21 protein-coding genes and 1 rRNA gene are annotated in these 22,689 nt (G+C 41.0%); 12 read left to right on the forward strand and 10 right to left on the reverse strand.

What is annotated here, in order from left to right; translation table 11 throughout:
• The first annotated feature begins 929 nt into the window (after positions 1-929).
• Positions 930-2,117, forward strand: coding sequence for an MFS transporter (locus ACEWB7_RS05985; RefSeq protein WP_411580496.1), 1,188 nt, complete (start codon positions 930-932; stop codon positions 2,115-2,117).
• 5 nt (positions 2,118-2,122) lie between these two features.
• On the opposite strand, the gene ACEWB7_RS05990 is transcribed toward ACEWB7_RS05985, so the two are convergent.
• Entirely contained in the window at positions 2,123-2,767 is a 645-nt protein-coding gene (locus ACEWB7_RS05990; protein WP_262738094.1) for a HEPN domain-containing protein, read from the reverse strand.
• 296 nt (positions 2,768-3,063) lie between these two features.
• Here ACEWB7_RS05990 and dusA point away from each other — a divergent pair, with 296 nt between their 5' ends.
• Positions 3,064-4,086, forward strand: coding sequence for a tRNA dihydrouridine(20/20a) synthase DusA (dusA, locus tag ACEWB7_RS05995; protein WP_262738093.1), 1,023 nt, complete (start codon positions 3,064-3,066; stop codon positions 4,084-4,086).
• Between the two features lie 49 nt (positions 4,087-4,135).
• Here the strand turns inward: dusA and ACEWB7_RS06000 are convergent, their stop codons facing one another.
• Together ACEWB7_RS06000 and coaBC are read right to left on the reverse strand one after the other, a co-directional pair.
• Positions 4,136-4,648, reverse strand: coding sequence for a hypothetical protein (locus ACEWB7_RS06000; protein ID WP_262738092.1), 513 nt, complete (start codon positions 4,646-4,648; stop codon positions 4,136-4,138).
• 221 nt (positions 4,649-4,869) lie between these two features.
• Positions 4,870-6,144 carry a bifunctional phosphopantothenoylcysteine decarboxylase/phosphopantothenate--cysteine ligase CoaBC gene (gene coaBC / locus ACEWB7_RS06005; protein ID WP_262738091.1) on the reverse strand — a complete coding sequence of 425 codons (1,275 nt, stop codon included), beginning with the start codon at positions 6,142-6,144 and terminating at the stop codon, positions 4,870-4,872.
• A gap of 113 nt (positions 6,145-6,257) precedes the next feature.
• Here coaBC and radC point away from each other — a divergent pair, with 113 nt between their 5' ends.
• A complete protein-coding gene (radC, locus tag ACEWB7_RS06010; protein ID WP_262738090.1) occupies positions 6,258-6,953 on the forward strand; it encodes a RadC family protein in 696 nt (231 codons plus the stop codon).
• Between the two features lie 71 nt (positions 6,954-7,024).
• Positions 7,025-7,936: a bestrophin family protein gene (locus ACEWB7_RS06015; protein ID WP_004783652.1), complete on the forward strand. Its 912-nt coding sequence runs from the start codon at positions 7,025-7,027 to the stop codon at positions 7,934-7,936.
• A gap of 76 nt (positions 7,937-8,012) precedes the next feature.
• Here the strand turns inward: ACEWB7_RS06015 and ACEWB7_RS06020 are convergent, their stop codons facing one another.
• The gene (locus tag ACEWB7_RS06020) at positions 8,013-8,864 is read right to left on the reverse strand and encodes a PHP domain-containing protein (protein ID WP_262738089.1); all 852 of its coding nucleotides are present in this window, start codon (positions 8,862-8,864) and stop codon (positions 8,013-8,015) included.
• Between the two features lie 44 nt (positions 8,865-8,908).
• Between ACEWB7_RS06020 and ACEWB7_RS06025 the strand changes: the two genes are divergently transcribed.
• The 4 genes from ACEWB7_RS06025 to mnmC are packed head-to-tail and all read left to right on the forward strand — an operon-like array spanning position 8,909 to position 12,322.
• A complete protein-coding gene (locus ACEWB7_RS06025) occupies positions 8,909-9,520 on the forward strand; it encodes a septation protein IspZ (protein WP_005233839.1) in 612 nt (203 codons plus the stop codon).
• 28 nt (positions 9,521-9,548) lie between these two features.
• Positions 9,549-9,851, forward strand: a complete 303-nt coding sequence (locus tag ACEWB7_RS06030; RefSeq protein WP_004783657.1) for a YciI family protein — start codon at positions 9,549-9,551, stop codon at positions 9,849-9,851.
• 5 nt (positions 9,852-9,856) lie between these two features.
• On the forward strand, positions 9,857-10,375 hold the full coding sequence (locus tag ACEWB7_RS06035) for a hypothetical protein (protein WP_034170858.1): 519 nt from the start codon (positions 9,857-9,859) through the stop codon (positions 10,373-10,375).
• A 39-nt stretch (positions 10,376-10,414) separates the two neighbouring features.
• Positions 10,415-12,322: an FAD-dependent 5-carboxymethylaminomethyl-2-thiouridine(34) oxidoreductase MnmC gene (mnmC, locus tag ACEWB7_RS06040; protein ID WP_262738088.1), complete on the forward strand. Its 1,908-nt coding sequence runs from the start codon at positions 10,415-10,417 to the stop codon at positions 12,320-12,322.
• A gap of 149 nt (positions 12,323-12,471) precedes the next feature.
• On the opposite strand, the gene ACEWB7_RS06045 is transcribed toward mnmC, so the two are convergent.
• Positions 12,472-12,786 carry a rhodanese-like domain-containing protein gene (locus tag ACEWB7_RS06045; RefSeq protein ID WP_005233835.1) on the reverse strand — a complete coding sequence of 105 codons (315 nt, stop codon included), beginning with the start codon at positions 12,784-12,786 and terminating at the stop codon, positions 12,472-12,474.
• A gap of 91 nt (positions 12,787-12,877) precedes the next feature.
• On the opposite strand from ACEWB7_RS06045, the gene ACEWB7_RS06050 reads away from it, so the two are divergent.
• Complete coding sequence (locus ACEWB7_RS06050; RefSeq protein WP_004783667.1) at positions 12,878-13,366, forward strand: YajQ family cyclic di-GMP-binding protein; 489 nt, start codon at positions 12,878-12,880, stop codon at positions 13,364-13,366.
• Positions 13,367-13,393: 27 nt separating this feature from the next.
• A complete protein-coding gene (locus tag ACEWB7_RS06055; protein WP_262738086.1) occupies positions 13,394-13,897 on the forward strand; it encodes a DUF4442 domain-containing protein in 504 nt (167 codons plus the stop codon).
• Positions 13,898-13,954: 57 nt separating this feature from the next.
• Here ACEWB7_RS06055 and ACEWB7_RS06060 read toward each other — a convergent pair whose 3' ends face one another.
• From ACEWB7_RS06060 to ACEWB7_RS06070, 3 genes are all read right to left on the reverse strand, one after another.
• Entirely contained in the window at positions 13,955-14,326 is a 372-nt protein-coding gene (locus tag ACEWB7_RS06060) for an acyl-CoA thioesterase (RefSeq protein ID WP_171523022.1), read from the reverse strand.
• A gap of 75 nt (positions 14,327-14,401) precedes the next feature.
• Positions 14,402-14,836 carry a thioredoxin TrxC gene (gene trxC / locus ACEWB7_RS06065; protein WP_004783672.1) on the reverse strand — a complete coding sequence of 145 codons (435 nt, stop codon included), beginning with the start codon at positions 14,834-14,836 and terminating at the stop codon, positions 14,402-14,404.
• Positions 14,837-15,733 (reverse strand): alpha/beta hydrolase, encoded by an 897-nt coding sequence (locus ACEWB7_RS06070; protein WP_411580497.1) that lies wholly within the window; start codon positions 15,731-15,733, stop codon positions 14,837-14,839. It abuts the gene before it with no gap.
• Between the two features lie 125 nt (positions 15,734-15,858).
• Between ACEWB7_RS06070 and ACEWB7_RS06075 the strand changes: the two genes are divergently transcribed.
• Complete coding sequence (locus ACEWB7_RS06075; RefSeq protein ID WP_004783676.1) at positions 15,859-16,194, forward strand: TIGR01244 family sulfur transferase; 336 nt, start codon at positions 15,859-15,861, stop codon at positions 16,192-16,194.
• Between the two features lie 222 nt (positions 16,195-16,416).
• Here ACEWB7_RS06075 and ACEWB7_RS06080 read toward each other — a convergent pair whose 3' ends face one another.
• Positions 16,417-20,838 (reverse strand): Ig-like domain-containing protein, encoded by a 4,422-nt coding sequence (locus ACEWB7_RS06080; RefSeq protein ID WP_411580498.1) that lies wholly within the window; start codon positions 20,836-20,838, stop codon positions 16,417-16,419.
• Positions 20,839-21,010: 172 nt separating this feature from the next.
• On the opposite strand from ACEWB7_RS06080, the gene ACEWB7_RS06085 reads away from it, so the two are divergent.
• Complete coding sequence (locus tag ACEWB7_RS06085) at positions 21,011-22,408, forward strand: dihydrolipoyl dehydrogenase (protein ID WP_411580499.1); 1,398 nt, start codon at positions 21,011-21,013, stop codon at positions 22,406-22,408.
• Between the two features lie 195 nt (positions 22,409-22,603).
• On the opposite strand, the gene rrf is transcribed toward ACEWB7_RS06085, so the two are convergent.
• Positions 22,604-22,689: ribosomal RNA gene (gene rrf, locus ACEWB7_RS06090) — 5S ribosomal RNA — on the reverse strand; the annotation flags it as partial.

Consider the following 22,689-nt stretch of genomic DNA (forward strand, 5'->3'; position numbering starts at 1 on the left):
TGATTTACGGTGCTTCCCCTCAGGATGTGTTTTTGTTGAATTTTTGGATTCTAATTAAACTTCTAGAAATTACTACCTATTATTTATTTAATAAATACCCATATTTTGAACTGATGATTCATAAAAATGATGCTGTCATATAGCATTTATTAATTCAGTCTGATTATTTTGATTTGCTGAATTTATAAACGATATTCATTCTCTTGAACGATGCCTGTTTTCCTGGTTATTTTTTATTAGATTATTTTTTGTTGTATTTTGTTACATTGATCATTCTGACAAATATTTCATTTTTCCTGCTCAGCAAACCTTTATTTCAAATGAACTGATAAAGCCTAAATTAAGGCACTTTTCTAAGGCAGTTTTCTGTTTTTGACCTTTTTGACAAATTTAATCCACTTTGGAATATTCATTTTTAAGATCTAAAAATACTGTTTTCCTATAACTTTTTCATTTTTCACTCATAAAAAATATGAATTGATGATGAAAAAATTGATTTGGGATTCACTTATTTGACTTATTCAGCTCAAGTCTTAAGACTTGCCTGAAATAGGTGAAAAAAATATTCTGCAACATTTATTATATTAATACTCAGTCCACTGTCAGATTTACAAATTCTTCATTTTGCACCAATTTTGGGCAATCACTGATTCAGATTGATCTCTGTCACTTGGTCTTAAATGAGATGACTTAATACAAAGCGCTTCCACGTACATTTTCTTAAGTGAAAAAGTTAAATTTCTAGCGAATTTTCATCTCTTATCAATCCAGAAAAGTACTTTTTTGTGGCATTTCTCTTCTATGAGTGCGAGTACTTTGCACTATTTTTCTACTTTTATCCTGACGGGTTTTCGCCTATAGTGCCTGCAACTTCTGCATCATCTTTGATGTTCTTTATAAAAATTCTCCCTGAGCTTAAGGTACTTGCCATGTCTCCTCCTCTCGATATCAGTCAAAATAAATCTCTGTTATGGCTGATGGCGATCGCATGTGGTTTATGTGCAGGTGCAAACTATTATTGCCAACCGCTTATCTCCTCAATTCAGCAATATTATCAGGTACCAGAATCCCAAGTGGCGCTGACCGTGACCTTTGCGCAGGTGTCTTATGCCTTGGGCCTGCTGTTTATTGTGCCTTTGGGAGACATGCTGAATAAGTCCAGACTCATTCCTTTCTTGATGTTTGGTGCCGCATTAGGCTTGCTGATCTGTGCCACAGCAGTCAACCTGCCGATGCTCTGGGTGGGGACTATTATTGCCGGGCTATTTTCTGTTGCTGCCCAGATTCTGATTCCTTTAGCTACGATGGCTGTCCGACCTGAAAAAACCGGAGAAGTGGTCGGTTTTCTCATGAGTGGCTTATTAGTCGGTATCTTATTGTCGACCAGTATTGCCGGATTGCTTTCTGACCTGTTTCACTGGAAAACCATTTATGCGCTCAGCAGTATGGCACTGCTGGTTTTGGGCTTTTATTTAAAAGGACAATTACCCAGCATGCCGCGTATGCAAATCAGCTATGCAGCGATTTTTAAATCGATGGGTATGTTACTGCGTGAGGAACCGCGACTGGGCTTACGTTCCCTGATTGGTGCATGTGCCTTTGCCGCCATGAGCATGCTGTTTTCGACCATTGCCCTGCTGCTGACCCAAAAACCTTTTCATCTTTCTGATGTGATGGTGGGCCTAGTAACCCTAGTTGGTGTTTTCGGTGCGCTATCGACTCAAGTTATTGGCAAATGGGCGGATCGTGGCTATATCAAGATCCTGACCTGGATTGGCTGTTCAATTCTGGCAGGAAGCTGGCTATTTTTATATTTTGGTGGCGTATCACTGCTCAGTTATATTCTGGGTTATGCCCTGATTAACCTAGGTCTGGCGATTACTCATAGCTGTAATCAGAACGTGATTTTCCGCTTGCGCCCGGATGCCAAATCACGACTAAACTCTATTTACATGACGCTGTATTTTATTGGTGGTGCCTGTGGTTCAGCTCTGGGGGTCTATGCCTGGCATCATGGTGGCTGGAGCATGACCTGTCTGTTTGGACTTGGCTTGGCACTATGCGCCAGCCTGTTTGCGCTGATCGATCAATGGCAACAACATCGAGCAAAAGCTTAAAAAATTTAGCTGACTTGTACCACTGGGTAATAAGGTTTACCCGAATCCCAAGTCGCTGCATTTTCCAAAAGGATGCAGATAAAAGTGGGCAGCAACCCGGCCAGAACCCGGCAACTGTCTTGGAGCTGTTTGACGTTAAATGAGCTCTGATAAGTCGCACCGCCCTGCATAAGCTGATAATGCAAGGTGGAAAGACGGTTAAAAATCACCAATAAGATTTCACTTAAATTCCGTTCCTGTACAGCCTTTTGTATTTTTTGCTTTTGCTGGTCTAATGCTTCACGACAGCTTTCCAGACTGACTTTATGATGGCGATAATCCCAGAAACCTTGATCGGTATAAGGGCTATCCAGCAGTGCAGAAATTGGCTGGCTATATTTTTCCCAGACAATATGCTGAAGTTTTTGTTCCACATCTTTTTGACAGAGGGTTTCCAGAAATTGATGCAGGCTTTGTTGATCCTGACGAACCTCTGTTTCTTGTGCATAGATCGAATTAAAACTGATCCACAGGCTAATAAACTTAAACTCTAGTTCCTCATCCAGCTCTAATGCTTTTTTAAACCAGCTAAGTCCCCGTTGAATCCGTAAATTAAAATAGTCTGAATGCTGAGGTTTTTTGCTTTTATAAATCTCCTCCAACATGAGCATCGTTATTCTCCTTATTTATCTCGTTTTCTTTATCTTAATCTTAATTATCTCAAAATATAGCATTGCAGAATGATTGGGAGTTTATTTTTTCAATTCCCACAATTTCTCTTGTTAAATATCTTTATTGGAATGACAGTTATAGATCCTCATGCAGTTCAGCCTTTGGTCATGCAGATTTTATGCTAGTATTACGCCCTCTTTTTGCAGTACTGCTTTTTTTTGAGCAGATTTCCAGCAACTCCTGCTTATTCTAGTACTGCTATTTCTCTTCCATTTCATTTAAGGCGTGATTTTGAATGACTGATCTCAGCACCATTGAAAACAAACTTCAACCTCGCATCAGTGTTGCGCCGATGATGGACTGGACCACCAAAGATTATCGTTTCTTTGCGCGCCTGTTTAATCCAAATGTCATTTTATATACCGAGATGGTGACTACGGGCGCCATCATTCATGGCGATGCCAAACGTCATCTGGACTTCAATCAAGAAGAACATCCGATTGTGTTACAGCTCGGCGGTTCGAATCCTCAAGATCTGGCAACTTGTACTAAAATGGCTCAGGACTGGGGATATAACGAAGTTAACCTGAATGTCGGCTGTCCGAGTGATCGGGTACAGAATAATAAAATCGGTGCCTGCCTGATGGCCGAACCTGATCTGGTCGCAGAATGTATTGATGCAATGCGTAATGCCGTTGATATTCCGGTGAGTGTGAAACACCGCATTGGTATTGATGACATGCATTCTTATGAAGAAATGCTGCATTTTGTGGATACGGTTGCCAAAACCGGTTGCGATAACTTTATTGTACATGCCCGAATTGCTTTACTCCAAGGTCTTTCGCCTAAAGAAAACCGTGAAATCCCGCCACTGCGCTATGAAGATGTTTACCGTCTGAAGCAGGACCGGCCGGAACTGACCATTGAAATTAATGGCGGGATTAAAACCTACGCAGACACGCTTGAACATCTCAAGCATGTCGATGGCGTGATGATTGGCCGCGAAGCCTATCACAACCCGTACCTGTTAGCTGAGCTGGGTCAACTATGGAATCTCGAAGCACCGGACCGTTTTGAGATCATGCAACAAATGCTGCCTTATATTGCCCAACGTATGGCTGAAGGTGCACCATTGTCAATTATTACCCGTCATATTTTAGGTTTATTTCAGAACTTACCAGGTGCACGTAAATGGCGTCAGGCTTTAAGTGGTGGCAATGCCAAAACGCTAAAAGATGTAGAAACAGCATTATTGAATATTCAGGAAGCCATGCAGCGCACTGAAGATTATCTGCGTGAACATCAAGTTCAGCCTTAAAATCAAAAAGCACCGAGACCCGGTGCTTTTTGATGACCTAAAATAAAAATTAGTGGGTATAGGCCGTAATATTTCCGACCGGAATCGGTTCTTCATCATAGGAAGCCGCTTGCAGAACAGGCTCTGTAACTGGACGGACATCTGACCCGAACTCAATACTGGTAGGTTCATTCACAGGTTCTAGATCATCGAGTGATGAGGCCAGCTGTTCCAGTTCACGATCCAGTTGCTGACGATATTTCTCAATCTCGATTTCATCGATAAAGGCAAAAGCATCATCTTCAATGGCCCAGCTATAACCACCATTCACCTTTGAAATTTTAACGTTAATGGGATATTCATTACCCTGATAATTCAGATGTGAAACTGCTTCAAACTCATTGCCTTTGCGATGGCGGATTTTTACATTTACTACAGTCAGACGATAATGCTGATAATTCGGATTGGCATTAAATTCTTGCTGCATTTGTCCTTGAATATTTCTGGCCAGTTCATCAATCGATACAAAATAACTGCATCCAGCCAGACAGGCGATCATCAATATCATTATGATTTTTTTCATCCCGCCCCCTTATGTTCTCTCACTGCTTTACAGATGTGTAAAACTTTTCATCTTTGGATTATTCTGTGATCCATTTTATACTTTTTTTAAATAAATGAATAAATAAATCCTTAGTCTATAAAGTCGTTTTTATTTTTATATCGTTCTGACTTTTTAACTTTATGGTAAAAACCCTATAAAAAAGCCCTGAATCAGTCAGGGCTTTAACCGTCATTGAAAACTTAAAAATCATCTTCTGCAGCAGGATCATGGTGCAAGGCATCATGGATCGCTTCAACCAACTGCTGAGCAATTTCCTGTTTAGAGGCCTTGTCCAGATCACGCTTATCCAGATGATAGTGTTCGGCAAAGAATACCGTCATGGCATTTTCATCGGATGCAAAGCCGATATCCGCACGCGAAACATCATTACAGGCAATCATATCCAGTTTTTTCGCCACCAGTTTACCCGCTGCATATTCTTCAATATTTCGGGTTTCTGCAGCAAAGCCTACCATAAATGGACGTTTTTCCTGCTGTGCGATGGTCGCCACAATATCCGGATTCTTTATTAAAGCGACATTCAGCTCATCGCCTGCTTTCTTGATTTTATGCTCGGCTACCTGTGCGACACGATAATCAGCTACTGCAGCGGTCGCAATGAAGATGTCACAACCCTGCTCCAGCATTTGCATGCTTTCATTCAGCATTTGCACTGCCGAAGAAACATTTTTACGTTTGACGCCATTCGGTGTATCTAGGCTCACTGGACCAGCGATCAGGGTCACATTCGCTCCAGCTGCATAACAGGCTGCTGCTAATGCAAAACCCATTTTCCCGGTACTGTGATTGGAAATATAACGTACAGGGTCAATCGCTTCACGGGTCGGACCAGCCGTAATGGTTACTTGTTTGCCCGCAAGCATGCCAAATTTTTCTGCAATCGCGCGCTGTGCCTTATGAAAATACTCAGTGACCTGACGTGCCAGATCTTCTGGTTCCGGCATACGTCCCAAGCCTACATCACCACAGGCTTGCGAACCGGCATCCGGCATAATCACATGTACGCCATCTTCAATCAAAGTCGCCAGATTACGCTGTGTGGCTTTGGCAGCCCACATCTGCTGGTTCATGGCTGGTGCGACCCAGACCGGTGCATTAGTTGCCAGATACAAAGTGCTCAGCAAATCATCTGCAAGACCTGCAGCAAATTTTGCCAATGTGTCACAACTGGCTGGTGCAACCAATAACAGATCAGCCCAACGTGCCAGCTCGATATGCCCCATGCCCGCTTCTGCTTCAGGATCCAGCAACTCGGTATGTACCGGATTGCCTGACAAAGCTTGAAAGGTCAAAGGAGTAATGAAAGCCTGTGCGCCTTGAGTCATGACAACCCGCACATTAAACCCGGCATCCTTCAGACGGCGAACCAGAATGGCACTTTTATAGGCAGCAATACCGCCAGTGACTGCTAAAATGATATTTTTATGAGGAATTACACTTAGATCAAAGCTCACGAACAGTTTACCTTTCTGTTGCAGTGGGGCTCACAATAGCATTAAATAATTGCATTCCCAAGAGATCAGCTTCAGGGAAAACCCATAATTCATAATAAATAAGTCTAATAACTATGCAATTTTCAATCAAAAACTGGCCTGAACTGGAACGGCCGCGGGAACGTTTAATCCAATATGGGGCAGAAAGTTTATCTGATGCAGAACTGCTGGCCATTTTTCTCCGATCTGGTTCACAACAGCATTCGGCCGTAGAATTAGCCCGGCTATTGATTCAACATTTTGGTCATTTGACCGCATTACTCGATGCACCTTTAAAAGAAGTCAGTCAGTTTCATGGCATGGGCATCAGTAAATATACCCAACTGATGGCGGTTAAAGAATTAGGACGGCGTTATATTGCCGAGCATCTTAAACAGGATGCCTTAGAACTAAGTAATTCAAAAAGACTGCGGGATTATTTACGTTTCGAATTATTGGGTGAAAATCAGGAAGTGTTCGCGGTCCTGTGTCTGGACGCCAGTTTAAGGAAAATTTCATTTAAAAAGCTGTTTTATGGCTCTGTGAATGCATGTGATATTTCGATTAATCAGTTGCTCAGATATGCCATTACCCAACAGGCAACTTCAATTGTAATTGCGCATAATCATCCCTTGGGCCAAGCCACTCCTTCCAAGGCTGACCTGTATCTGACCCGCCAGATTCAGCAGGCATGTCGACTGGTCGATATCCGTTTAATTGATCATTGCATCATTGCTCTGGAAGGCAGTTTTTCCTTTGCTGAGCAGCAACTCATCAAACCTGAAGTCTAAGGGGGAATAGCACTTGACAAAGCAGCTACAACTCAAGAAGATCATGAAAAAAATTGTGATGATTCCAATAAATGATCGTACGTGACCAGCAGAACGTTTTTAAATTATTATTTTCCTGGCGAGGAACGATTTTACCTAAGGTTTTACCTCCTTTAGGCGTGGTCATGCTGATTTCAGCCATTATTGGTGGTTTTTCACGTGTAGGTTATTTCCATTTTCCAGAACTCCCTCTCGTCGGCTTTACCCTCATCGGCGTAGTGCTGTCTATCTTTCTCGGCTTTAAAAACACCGCCTGTTATGACCGCTGGTGGGAAGCACGTAAACTCTGGGGTATTCTGATTGCCAATGCACGTCATTTTGACCGTGACTGCCGGATGTTGTCGCAAGGCCGTCGTGAACGTGTGATTCAGCACGTCATCGTTTTCGCGAATGTCCTGCGTGACCGTCTGCGCCATCAGACAGCCAATCCGACTGAGCTGGTGGAAACCAGTGGAATGAGTCAGCAGGCGATTACCCAGCTTTATCAACAGGCCAATGCCCCACAATATACTTTAAGTCTGATTCAGTGGGAGCTGATGCAAGCTCTTAAAGAAGGTGAAATTTCCGACATCATTTATATGCAGATGAATAATCATGTTGCGGAACTCAGTATTGTGCAGACAGGTTGTGACCGGATTGCGACGACTCCTTTACCTTTTGCTTATTCGGTTCTGCTGAATCGTACTGTTTATTTCTTCTGTTTTATTCTGCCGTTTAGCCTTGGTGCAACCTTAGGTTTATTCACCCCTTTTCTGGTCGGCATTTTAGCTTATACCTTCCTAGGACTGGACGCTTTAAGTTCAGAAATCGAGGAGCCTTTTGGTACCCAAAGCAATGACTTACCACTTGATTCTATGGTTCGTACTATTGAAATTGAACTCTTGGGAACTCTAGGTAAACCGACGCCACCACCGATTCAAGCTCAAGATAACAATTTGCTTTAATAGGTTACCTCTCTTATCCAGAGAGAATTCCTTCACGTTGGGATGGGTAACAGTGTTGCGACTACTGCTTAACTCATTAAACAAAACTCTCCCAGATCCCGATCTGCCCTGGTTTTAGGCTTGGGACTTGGCCTAGTTTAACCCATGGCATATTGTCGCCATGAAAATCACTTCCTATTGATACTTTAAGTCCTTGCTCTGCAATCATCCGGTCAACCATCTGACGGGTTGAACTTGGATCGATGGCGGGCGGTAGCTCCACTGCATCTCCACCAAACTTGGCAAAGATCTCGATCAGATAACGAATATTGGTCGCCGATAAATCATAACGGGTCGGATGAGCCAGCACGGCAAAGCCACCGCTGTCATGAATCACCTGAATGGTTTCTTCCAGACCCAGACCATCAAATTTGACATAGGCCTTTTTACCTTCCTTGATGTACTTATCAAAGGCCTGTTGGGGGCGGGTCACAATGCCTTTTTCTACCAGCGTTTTGGCAATATGGGTTCGGGTAACCCGATCAGGAATATTATCAACTTTGGCAATCACGTCAGCATAAATATCCTGACCAATTAAAGGAACCAGAAGATCACAGATCTGCTTAGAGCGTTCAGCACGAATGATTTTCTGCTGATTGAGGGCTTTTTGTAACGGCTCAGGATTCTGAACATTGAGTGCCACAATATGCACACCATAATTTTTCTTGGTCGCTGGACGTGACCACTGGCTGGAAATCTCGACTCCAGAAATTATCTTAATCTCATGATTTTTGGCAGCTTCTTCAGCCAGCACCAAACCGTCCATGGTGTCATGATCAGTTAGGGCCAAAGTATGGATGAATTTGCCCGCAGCCGCTTCGACCAATTGCTGAGGACTCAAAGTTCCATCAGAAATATTACTATGTGTATGTAAATCTACGCCGTGCATCTCTATACTATGACATTTATTTGATCAGATTTAGATACTCTAACATGAAAGCACTTTTAGACTTTGTGCCACTCATTATTTTCTTTTATTTATATAAAACTGTAGATCCAAAAGACACTGACCATCAACTTTTACAATTGATCGGTTCTGCGGGGGGTGTCGACAATAACAATATTCTCGTTGCAACTACGGGTCTGATCATTTCCATGCTGGTGGTCTATGGTGCGTTATTTGTCATGCAAAAATTCCGCCTGGACAAACAGCAATGGATCGTTCTGTTTATGACGGTGATCTTCGGTGGTATTACCTTGATGCTCAGCGACGATTTCTATATCCGTCTTAAAGCTGTATTACTGAATCTGGTTTTCGCTGGTGTCTTCCTGTTATCGCCATGGTTTAGCAAAGATAAGAAGCCTCTCATCCAGCGCCTGTTTGGTCCGGTATTTAATCTGAGTGCCAAAGGCTGGCTTAAATTGAACTATGCATGGGTCGGTATGTTTACTCTCATGTCATTTCTGCATACATTCTTCGCCTATTTATGGATGGATGGAAAATATTGGGGCGAATTTACTGCATTCGGTGACATGATTGTGATGTTTTCCTTTATCATTATTCAGTTTATTGTATTGCGCAAATACTTTAGAACAGCTGAATAAGTCCAACTACAAACGATAGAGAGTCATCATGCCATTATTCGTCGTTAGCTGTACCGACCGGGAAGGTACAGTTGAAAAACGCCTTGCGATTCGTCCACAACATCTTGCACGTCTGGAACAGTTAGATGCTGAAGGTCGTCTGATTGTTGCAGGTGCCATGCCTAAAGATCCAGCCAATCCCCAAGCCGGTTTCTATGGCAGCACCATCATCGTTGATTTTGACAGTCGTGAAGCACTGGATGCATGGTTACAGGATGAGCCATTCCTGAAAGAAGGCGTATACGCGCATATTGATGTGAAACCATTTAATAAAGCATTTCCTAAAGGATAAGGTTCATGCGCGCTGTTACCGCCAGTTTCATTGGCTTTTGTTTCATGATTCCTTCTGCCTGGGCTGTTGAAGTTTCTGCTCCAGTTGCCCCGGCTACACAGCCAGCAGCTACTCCTGTCCAAGCTGTTACCACACAAGCACCTGCTCAGGGCGCTTCTGCACAGCAGGCTGGAATTATTCCAGCAGTTGCAACAACTGCTCAGACTGTTCAGCCGACTGCGAAAAAGCCGCTCACCGCAGAAGAAATTGCCAAGCAGAAAGCCCAGCAAGATGCCAAAGTCAAAGCTTTAGTCAAAGATCAGGCAACGCGTCTACAGCAACTGGAAAAAGCCAATCTGGAAGCCCTGTCACAAAATCAGGAATTGCAGCTCAAGAACGACAATCTCGGGGTTCAGGTACAGGTCCTACAAAGTGAACGTAGTGCCCAGATGTTTCTCTACGGTGCTGCAACTTTGGCAGTCGGTGTATTACTTGGCTTTCTGATAGCGAGCTATGTTTATACCAAACGTCGCCGTCAGTGGTAATCTATAAGCCGTCCAAATATCTTTAAGGTTGTACCCGTTTTGTCGCATGCAATTCAAACTGCCGATCTGGATTGGCAATTGGTGGATGGCATTGATGTGCCTGTGTCCAAGCAATTTGGTGATGTGTATTTTTCCAAAGACAATGGATTGCTGGAAACCCGGCATGTCTTTTTAAATGGCAATGAACTTAGTACCCGTCTGGCCGATTTAAAACCTTTTGCATATTTCTGTGTCGGTGAAACGGGTTTTGGTACGGGTTTAAATATTCTGGCGTTATGGCAACTCTGGCAACAGGTTCGTCCGGATAACCAAAGCCATCTGCATGCGATTTCAGTAGAAAAATTTCCGCTTTCTAGAGCAGATTTAGTCCGTGCCTTAAATGCCTGGCCAGAATTGAAACCGCTAGCAGATCAACTCATCTCCCAATATCCAATGCCGATTGCCGGTTGTCATCGGCTCAGCTTTCCTGAAGAGCGTTTCAGTCTGGATCTGTGGCTGGGAGATGCACATGATGTCTTTCCTGTCATTGAAAAAACTGCACCTGTTAATGCCTGGTTTCTGGATGGCTTCGCACCATCATGTAATCCAGACATGTGGGAAGAAAATGTTTTAAATAACATTGTGCGTTTATCCGAGATCGGAACAACTTTTGCTTCTTTCAGTGTTGCGGGTGTCTTAAAGCGTGGTTTAAAACGACATGGAATCTCCATTTCCCGTCCACGTGGATTTGGCCATAAACGTGAGATGCTGAAAGCGATCTGGAATCCTGTTGAAGAAAATAAAGACAGTGAAACGGTTTTAGAGCTGGAAATTGCTCAGAAAAAAACTGAACCAGATCTAGAGAGTCCTACCAGACCTCGTCAAATCGCTGTGATTGGCGCTGGAATCGCAGGTTTAAGCGCAGCATTGACATTCGCTCAGCGTGGTCATCAAGTCACGATTTACGACCAGTCAGCGCCTCTTTCAGGCGGTTCCGGCAATCCCCTTGCCCTGCTTAATCCTAAACTGTGTCCAGTTGAGCAAAGTGCTGAACATCTGATGACGGTGGCCTGGCAGCATGCCTTAAATCATTATCAGAAATTTAAAGCTTTTCGCTCAATTCAGGTCAATCAGCTTGCCTTAAAAAATCCTGAACAGCTTTTAGGATTGGTAGATGAATATCCCGCAGACATTCTTGCTGCTCAAAGTGCAACAGACCAAGAGATTCAAACTGAATTTCCAGCTTTAAAGTTGTTAGCAGCGGGCACAGTTTCACCTCATCAACTGCGTGATGAAATTTTGCAGCATCCTCTTATTCAATATGTACAGGCTAAAATTAACCGTATTGAAACTACTACTCAACCTGAGTTATTTGCAGATCAACAATCCTTAGGCAAGTTTGATCACATCATTGTATGTACCGCACGTGATACCCAGCAATTCTTTAAAAATTATCCACTCCTGAAACCGATTCGTGGACAGGTTAGCTGGGTCAATAATCACGATCAGCCCCTAAATCAGGATACAGCCTATAGTTATGGCGGTTACTGTATGCAGCTCAATCTCGAACAACTGATTTTGGGTGCTTCATTCTATCCGGGTCGGGATGATGCAGAAGTCTTAATAGAAGATCATGTGCATAATTATAAACTTATCCACAGTATCTTTCCTGAATATGCACAGTTATTACCCTCTACCGAAACCTGGCAAGGTCGAGCATCGGTACGTGCCCAGAGTCAGGATTATTTTCCTTTACTCGGAAAAATGAAAGCAGATGAAGAGATTTACAGTTTTGCAGGTCTCGGCTCCAAAGGTTTTCTATTTGCACCACTGTGTAGTGAAATTCTGGCAGCCCAAATTTTAGGGGAAGCCTGTCCCGCACCTTCGAACTTGGTAAAGAAACTCGACGTGACACGCTTTCAAAAGAAGGTAAAAGCCAAGAAGCCTTATTTTAAGCCTCAAGATTAAAGAGCCTTCCCTTTAATAAAGGGGGAGGAACACTGTTCCGCAAGGGAGAGATTTTAGAAAGAGTTTAACCCCCTCTTTAAAAAAAGGGGCTTTGAAGAAATCTAGACAACAAAAAAGCGCCTGACGGCGCTTTTTTTTCACAAGGTCAATTATGCGCCTTGTTCCAGTGGCATACCTGCATCACGAGCAGCACGAGTACCACCCATCAGGATGACATATTCACGTGAGCTGTCAAAACCTTCTAATTTTTCAGCTGCACGTGGAGCTTTACTCCCACCACCACATAAAATGTAAATCGGTTGATCCGCTGACACCTGAGTCAGGCTATCTGCTGAAAGATCGTTAATGGGCTGATTGACCGCCCCTTTCACGTGTGCTTCAGCATAAGCACTTGCATCTCGTACATCCCAGATTACAGCATTTTCTGGGAACTCAAATGTTGTAATTTCTTGTTTACGGATCATTGCGCACTCCTTTGATGTAAACAACACTTGGCAAATGAAGAAAACATCCCTAGCATCTCAGATATTCTTTCCCTTTGTAAAGGTCTAAACTATGCCTTCTTTCGATATTGTTTCTGAATTAGAAATTTTTGAAGTAAATCATGCAGTTCAAAATACCCAAAAAGAGATTGCAACCCGCTTCGATTTCCGTGGACAGGATGTTTCTATTGAACTGAATGAAAAAAACAAGGAAATTAAAATTAGCACAGAAAGTGATTTCCAATGTGAGCAAGTGTATACCATGCTGGAAAATCATTTCTTCAAGCGTAAAGTGGATATTCAGGCACTAGATCCACAAAAAATGACCGCTTCAGGCAAAAATGTAGTTCAGGTGATCAAGCTTAAAGATGGCCTTGACTCAGATACGGCGAAAAAAATTAATAAGGCCATTAAAGAAAGCGGTATTAAAGTGCAATCTTCAATTCAGGGCGACAAGATTCGTGTGACTGATAAAAAGCGCGATACCTTGCAACAAGTGATGGCATTCCTGAAAGAACAACAATTCGGTCTGCCTTTACAGTTTAACAACTTTAAAGACTAAGATATTTCAACGTCTGTAGATGGAATTATGGCAAAGAGCAACCGACTGACCAGACTGGTCAAAGCGACATCAAGATTACCGCAAGGTATGTGTACTGCTTTATTGAGTAAGACTTTTGGCCGAGTAGTTCCAATGGTTGGCTCTGCCAAGATTCGCTATCAGGAAATCAGTGCTTCCAAAGTCGTGGTAAGTATGGCCAATCATAAGGTCATGCAGAACCATATCGGTCAGATTCATGCCTGTGCCATGGCACTGCTGGCAGAAACAGTGACCGGTTTTGTGACTGCGATGAATGTGCCTGACAGCGCAGTGGTTCTGATTAAAAGCCTAAAAGTGGACTTTAAGCGTCCAACCAAAGGTGCCATGACTGCGGTGGCTACGTTGACTCCTGAACAGCAGCAATTGATGCAAAGTTCAGAAAAAGGTGAAACGCTAGTACAAGTTATTGTAACTGATGAATCTGGTGAAGCACCGATTCAATGTGAAATGCTCTGGGCTTGGATTGCCAAGAACCAGTTGAAGCCAGGCTAATTTCAATACAGACAAAAAAATCCCAGATTATTGATCTGGGATTTTTTATTTAATGAATTATGAGTTCTGCTGAGATTCTGCAAATTTCTGTTTTGCTTCATCTGGAATTGGACGTTTATTGCCTTTGACATCCACTGCGACAAAGGTAAATACCCCTTCAGTCACGCGTACAGGTGCACGTGAGTTATCATGACTGTCCCATACTTCGATTTGCATCTGGATTGAAGTATTACCGACTTTTAGAATTTTGGTATAGCAGCTAATGACATCGCCGACTTTCACAGGAACCAGGAAGGTCATCTGGTTAATCGAAATCGTTGCACAGCGTCCTTTACTAAAGCGCTCTGCATGAATTGCTCCCGCCAAGTCCATTTGTGAAACAATCCAGCCACCAAATACATCTCCACTCCAGTTGGTATCCGCAGGCATTGCAATCGTCTGCAGGGAAAGTACTCCCTCTGGTTTAATATGAGAATCTGTCACTTGAACTCCAGGCTTTTTAAATTAGGATTGAGCATTATTTAACTGCTGATCAAGCCACTTTTGTAGTTCGCTTGAACGTAATGCACCGCTTATTCTAGCAATTTCATTGGTTTTATTCATCAAAACCAGCGTCGGAATACTACGTACATTAAATGCTGAGCTTAATCGCGGATTGGCTTCGGTATCAATTTTAGCAAATACCACTTGTGGATTTTCTTTTGCTACAGCAGCAAAATGCGGTGCCATCATTTTACATGGACCACACCAGTCTGCCCATAGATCAATCAGGATGGGAAGATCACTATGGGTGACAAACTGACTAAAGTTCTGTTCATTTAGCTCAATCGGCGCTAATGGAACTAAAGCTTGATGACACTGACCACATGCTGGATCGGCCGTTAATTTTTCTTCAGGCACACGATTTTTAGCCTGGCAATTCGGGCATACAATGATCATCTAGCGCACTCCAATATGTTGATGTAAGAATTCTAATTGGGTCGAGACTGCTTTTTCAAACCATTCACCATGATAAATATCAAAATGCCGCATATTCCACTCATGATATTGTACAAATGGTGCAATATTGGTTGCGGTTTCCCGACTGGCTTCAATGGGAATCAGGCTGTCTTGTTGTGCTGCGATAAACAGGACAGGAATAGTGATTTTGCGGACTTCCTGAATAGGACGATATCGCATCAATTTAAAGAATACCCGGGCTGGGATATGACCACTCCAGTAATAATCTGGATTCACAATGGATAGATATCCTTCATAACTGTCTTGTGTCGGCATAAAACAGAGTTCATGACGATCAACCACCGGCAAGGTCTTGGACGCCATTCCTACCTTTGCCCCCATATAATCCTGACTAGAAATCTTCAGGGCTTTAGGCAATTGCTGCAAAGGATAAAGTTTGGCACTTTCTGCACCATCAACAAAGGGTACCTGTACCATTACCGCCTGAATATTTTTTAGTTCTGCGGCCAATGTCAGTACATGCCCGCCACTTAATGCCGTTCCCCATAACACAATCCGTTTAGCATCAATGGATTTACGTGCCTGCAAATGCTGGATCATGGTACGCCAGTCTTCAAGCTGAGCACCGATCGACACCAATTCACGCGGACGCCCGGTACTGCCTCCCCAATAGCGATAATCAAACAGAACCACCGCATAACCTGCACTGGCAAAACGTTGGGCATATTGCACCAGTTTAAAATGACGTAAAGCCGCTAGGCCATGAGCCATCAGGATCACAGCTGGTTTGTCAATCTGTTGAGGACGATAGAAATCCGCAGCAATCACTTCCTGACTGTTTTTGACATACAGTGGTTCGACTGTATAGGCGTACATACGCGCTCCATTGCGTTATTTTATAGTTGTAATCGTTTATAAATTTTTCAGAACTAGGCCATCATGTTTTCAGCTTAATGCTATCATAAAGCATATCAAGATAAATGACATAATGGAGTGACATCATGAGCGAAAATGTAGGCTTTGCTGGCCAAATTGGTCCTGAACATATCTCTCAAGTAGTTGAAAAAGGTTTCAAATCAATTATCAATAACCGTCCGGATATGGAAGGTGGCCCTGAACAGCCAACCAGCGTACAAATTGAAGAAGCTGCTCGTAGTGCAGGTCTGGATTATGTCTTCCAGCCTGTAGTTGCTGGCCAGATTACCGAGCTTGATGTACGCACCTTTGCCAACCATTATAACGAATTACCAAAACCTATCTTGATGTTCTGCCGTACAGGAAATCGCTCCAATAATTTATATCAGCTGGCGAAACAGATGGACCTGCTGGATGACTAAGGTATTTGGGGAAAATGTACTTTTAGTCAACCTCTCCTTTTAATTTCAGAGCTTGACCTATGAATAAATTCTTACTGGTAATATGTTTAAGTTTGAGTTTCGTTGGTTGCAGTTCAATTAATGTTCGGCCGACGGTGGGTGTGAGTATGGGAACTTCTATTTAATTTTTTGAATTTTAGCTTTCATAAAAAACAGCGCCGAAGCGCTGTTTTTTATCTTTATCTATCGGCAGTTCAAACTTATGCCATATGGACTTACTAAGTTAGGCCCATACGTACCATCCGTACTATAATCACTACTTAAAGACGGTAAGCCAACATTATATGTTGTTCTAAATGGAAGGCTTGCAATTGTTGAAGAAGCCCCTATTTGTACATTTAACCATTGTGCATAAATCTTTGGATAACGAATAGTAAAGTCAAACTTACCTTCTTTATCTGTCGTATAAGTCACAACTTTATCATCACCTTTTCCAAGGAAACCGACGACTTTTACAGGAACTGTAACTGCTGGGTTTGTATCATTATTTATAACAGCCGTACCCTCTTCATTTGCTACACACCCAAAAGCTTGATTTGCAACTAATGGGCCCAATGGATCGTTATTTCTATGATACATTTCATAAGGACCAACCCATTTTGCTTTTGGTTCATCGCCTACCACCGGAGCCAAGGCCCAAATATATTGGCCTTTTATATAAGTTGTTGCATCTACAGTCATGATAACTGGCTGATTAGATAGTGGTCTTCCATCGAAATCATTAACACTTACTGACAGATTTCTCGTGTAATAAACCCCATCACTTGAACTTTCTATACTTGTTGGGTTCACACCAATAACAATTGAAGCACGTGGATTTTCATCAGCAACGTTATTAATCAAAATACGACTAAGCTGCTGAGCGTCACGGTAACCTTCTTCTGTGTAACGAGCTCTTAAATCTAATTCATCTGCATCAAAGGTAATTGCAGAGTAGCTAGGATTTCGGGCACTTTCATCGACTTTCACACGGAATGTCGCCTGACCTAATTCATTTGTGGTTAAACCTGATGGGCCAACGATTGATGCACCATTTAATAAGAAATTTTGTAATTCTAATGTGACATATTTATCTGCAACGCCACCACCATTACGGTCTAACAACGTTACTGTCACATCCGCCATATCATTTTTAATATTCATGGCAGGCTTAGATGATTCGATTCTTAAATTATACTTAGCAGTTAAAGGTTCAGATGGACTTGCAGGAATCGGTCTATATGCATCTAAACGATAGATGTTACTTGCGATAGCGCCATCTTCATTAAGATGTTCAGCGATTAATTCAATACCACTCGCGATAAGCAAGTCACCATCTACCGTTGCACCATCAATCTCGACAGAAAAGAAGGCATTACCATTACTGTCTGTTAAAACAGTTTGAGGTTCACTTGTATTGGTTGGATGTCCACTACCTTGGGTACCAATAATTAAAGTAGCTGAATTTAATGCAGATAACTTCACTAATTGATTACGAACTGGCTGACCATTTCTATCGTTTAAAGTTACCGTCACAATCGTACGATCACCAGCAATACTTAAGTCTTCCTTATCTGGTGAAATAACCAATGCATTGGTATTTACAGCATTTTTCACTGTAAAGGTTAATTCAGCTTTAAGTTTCTCACCATTCGGTTTCGTAATAAAGCCTGTAACTACAATATTACCTAATGCTAGTAATATATCTTTATCAGCTTTAGATAAATTTGCTGGAACAGTAAGATCTACAACGACATTGCCGTATTTAGAAACAACTACAGTTTCATGATTTAAAAAGATACCTAGATCTGTGACTGCTTTTGGCAAGCTTAATTGAACAGGAACACCTCCAGTATTTAAACCAATTTCATCTTTTACTGCTACTTGGATTTTTTGAGTTACACCAAATTCAATGTATTTATTTTCAGCGGTTAAGCGCAAATTTAATGCTTCATCGGGTACAGTAACTTGAATGGTACGCGTTTGCTGTAATCGATCTCCATTATTTAAATTGGTACCTACAACAGCAAAAGTAACTCCTTTTTTAGCTAATTCAGGATCATATAGTCCTTCGGCAACAGTAACTGTGAATTCTGCTTCACCTTTACTGTTAGTGGTTAACGTTGTATCAGAAAGAGTCACACGTGAACTTGTTAAACTAGAAAGAGCAATAGCAAGTGATGTATTAGGAATCACGTTACCATCTGTATCTTTAGCAATGACTTTTACTCGAGACTCACCACCTAATACTGAGATAGAATTAGACTCAGCAACCTCTAAGGTCACTAAATCTTGGAATACTACCTCAGGTAGGGTTACATCAATTTTCTTAGATACTGTATAAGAAGAACCATCTTTTCGCTTACCAATTAAAGCAACTGTAATACCATTGGCAATTAGATTATTCAGCTCAGTAATATTATTCGCTTTGACCTTTACTGAAAATATAGCTTTACCATCTTCATCCGTCACACTTGCAGATGAAGAAATAAGGCTAACACCATTATTCAATGCCGCTTCATTTAGGCCAAGACCGATTCTCTGTCCCGCGTAAGCTTGGTTATCAGTTCCTTGTGCATTAACTGTGATATTAAAAGTATATTCTTGACCTACATTAAGTACAGTACTGCCCGGCATATTGACGTTAAAGTAATCTAGATCAATCTCTGATTGTTCTGTTGGAGCCTTGAAATTTAGCGTCAATGTTTGAGATGCATTTAGATTTGATTCAGATGTAGCTGTAATACGAAGCCCATTAGCAAGTAATTCTTTTTGTTTATCTGAACCATTAGCCTTATACAGATATGTAAATGTTGCATATCCATCTTCTTTCGTTGATGCAGAAGAATTCCCTGATAAACTCAAGCCTAATGTCTGTAAATCGTTAACAAATAATTTAGGTAAGGATACAGAGACTGTTTCGCCTTTTAGAGCACTTCCTTTAACACCAACCGCTTTTACTTTTACAGTAATTGTTTGATCCTTTGTATAATCGAATGCAGTATTTATTGGGTCAACCAATAGATAACCAACTTCTTCTTCAGACTTTGCTTCATCTTTAACAGCAATTTTCACATTTGTACTGATATTATTATCAGTTGTGAATGTCGCAGTAATACCAGCAGCAACCAAGGCATCAACTGCTGCCTGAGTTTTAGCTCCTGTATGCAAGGTATAAGTTACATATCCGTTTTTGAATTCTTGAGTTGCTGCTTCATCAAACTTGACTGCATTTGAAATAGCTTCTGAATTCAAAGCTAATGTAACTTTACCTTTAGTAGCTGCTTCACCTTTATTATTAATACCTTTAACTGTTATTTTAACATTATCATCTTTAGCATTAATTTTATAAGAAGACTGAACTTCGAGACGTTGTAAAGCCAATTGATCAGCAGCATTTGTATTTTCAGTAATAACTGTAATAGTATCTTGAGCAAATACTTCTTGATTATTTTCGGTATAAACTGCTTTTAAATTAATCCCTTGTTGCGATAATGCTATTGGATAAGTTGAATCAGTCGTTAATTTAAATGTAGCGTATCCTTGTGCGTCAGTTACTGTTTCGACTTTATCTAGCTTCACTCCATAAGCATCACTCAGGTCTGTAAAGAGAAGTTTAACTTTCTTATTTGATAGTGCTACATCATTACTATTTTTTGCACGAACCTTAACAATAGTAGCGCCTCCTTGAGCTATTAAAGGTTTATCTTCTTTAATTATTTCAAGTTTTTGTACAATTTGGGTGAGATCTTTAAACGTAATAGCCCCTTTAACTGTCTTTTGAGCTTTATGTTCATCTAATAAATTAAACTCAAGTTCAGCTGAGGTTGCAGTTAAATTTTTAATATCATTCGCAGTTAAGTCTGAGTTTGCTTTAATTGTAAACTGAGCTACACCTTGATTATTCGTTCTTAAAGTAGAGCCTGATGTAATAGAAAACTTACCCAGCATACTGACAGGTAAAGATAAAGTCACCTCTTGTTCTGCTTTTACTCCACCATTTTTATCTGTTACTGTGGCCGTAATTGAAGCAGTGCCATTAGGCAAATTCAAAACAACCCCTTGTTGAGGTTTGATTTCATATTCACTTTGAATTGTGCTAGTTTTAAAAATATTTAGAGTATAAGTTTGTTGTATAGTTGTACCAGGAATAGTAGTGGTTAATTGGACTTTTCCACTTTCGTTTGTAATTTTTGGAACTGCTAATTTAAAGGTTGCATATCCACCCGCAGTGGTAGTTACAGTCGAGCTTTCACTTGTAACACCCAATTTTTCATTATCAGCAATTGATAGTACAACTTGTTTACCTTCAATTCCGCCTTTGTCTTTATTCAAAATCTGGACAGAAAACTCTACAATTGAACCATCATTAACTCTAGTAATTGTATTCCCTTCTATATCATGAATTGACTGAACTGCAATACTATCAACAATTTGAGAAGTGTTACTTTCTGAGATATTGCCCTCTGAATTTCCAGTACCGCCCCCTGTATTACCACTTGCATTTCCAGAATCAGAATTATAGTAACCATCACTACCACCACCACCACATGCCACCAATGAAATGGAGGTGGCTAACAATGTAGTGTTTACCCCAAGTTTTTTTAAATTTATTAATAAAGTTATGATGCTTCCCACTGGATATAATATTTAAACAGCCATAAAATTTAATATTCTGGCTTTTACAGAAAATTTACTCAAAATAGCAAAAATAAGCAATCTAGTTACATAATTTACATCAGAAACATTGTAAATCATGCATATAAATATTCATGTTCTGAGAATTGGTAAACAATTTATGTATGACATTATTATTATCGGTGCAGGCACAGCAGGAATTAGTGCTTATAAAGAAGCTATTAAATATACCCAAAATATTTTAATTATTAATGCCGGTTCATGGGATACAACATGTGCTCGTGTAGGCTGTATGCCGAGCAAGCTTCTGATTTCTTCTGCTAACCGTATGCATGATATTAAAACTGCAGAAAATCTCGGATTACAGCATGATGCCGTAATAAATACCTCCACCGTTATGGATCGCCTGCATAAGCTTCGTGATCATTATATTCGGGCCACTTTAAAAGAAGTAGAACAATGGGATTCAACTCATAAGGTATCAGGGCACGCAAAATTTACCAATGCTCAAACAGTCCAAGTAGACGGAAAATCTTATCAAGCTAAAAGTTTTATTATTGCAGTAGGCTCTCGACCAAATTTTGATGCTACCTTAAAAGATGAACTAGGCGATAAACTCCTGACATCTGATGAAATCTTTGAACTTACACAGCTACCTAAATCCTTAGCAGTGATTGGTAGTGGCGTTATTGCAATTGAATTGGCTCAAGCCATGCAACGTTTAGGGGTACGTACTACTATGTTTGCTCGTAGTCAGAAAATAGGTGCACTCACCAGTCCAACTCTACAAGCTTTGGTTAGAGAGCAATTAAATAACGAGCTGGATATCAAATTTAAAACTTTACCTAATCAAGTCAAACTCCTTACTGATCAGGTAAAAATTGACTATATAGAGAATGATCAAAAACAAAGTCTTGAAGTAGATTATGTACTCTCAGCTACTGGACGTAGTTCTAATTTAGATCGATTAGGTTTGGAAAAAATTAATCCTGAATTCCAAGATGTTAAAAAGCTACCTATTAATAAAAAAACCAAGCAATTAGAAAACTTGCCTATTTTTATTGTTGGCGATGCAGCCCCTGATGTCCCAATTCAACATGAAGCTGCCCATAATGGTAAAGAAGTGGTCCAGAACTGCTTAAATTTTCCAGATGTTCAGCCTATTTCTGCCCTAACTCCTTTGGCAATCGTATTTAGCCAACCAGAAATGGCGATTATTGGACAAAGTTTCAAACAGCTAGAAGAGAAAAATACGAAATATATTAGAGGCTTTGTATCTTATGAAAGACAGGGACGCGCGTTAATTCTTTCAGAAAATAAAGGTGGGGCTGAAGTATATATAGATAAAATGTCAGGAAAATTATTAGGTGCTGAATTATTCTGCCCTCAAGCCGAACATCTAGCACACATACTAGCCTGGATGATTGATGCAGAGCAGGATATTCATCAGATTCTGGCAAAGCCTTACTATCATCCGACTTTAGAAGAAGGGCTAAGAACAGCATTTAAACATGCTCGTCGTCAGCTTGATCAACAGGAAGTAATTGACAATTCTTAAATATCTTAAAGAAGGATAGATAAAATTTAATTACTTCAAACAATATGGTGTAGCTAATAGCTCTGAAGTTTTGGCTGCACCTTGTTACTCTTTAACTCTTTTTTAGATCATAAAGTATCAATAGAAAAATCTATAACCATGAAATCCCACGCATAAAAAAGCCCCCTGCGTGAGCAGAGGGCTTTTGGAATAATGAGCTGGCGATGACTTACTCTCACATGGGAGACCCCACACTACCATCAGCGCTAAGAGGTTTCACTTCTGAGTTCGGGAAGGGATCA

The sequence above is a fragment of the Acinetobacter sp. NIOH-H-8 genome (assembly GCF_046635365.1).
In the GTDB taxonomy this organism is placed as follows: Bacteria; Pseudomonadota; Gammaproteobacteria; order Pseudomonadales; family Moraxellaceae; genus Acinetobacter.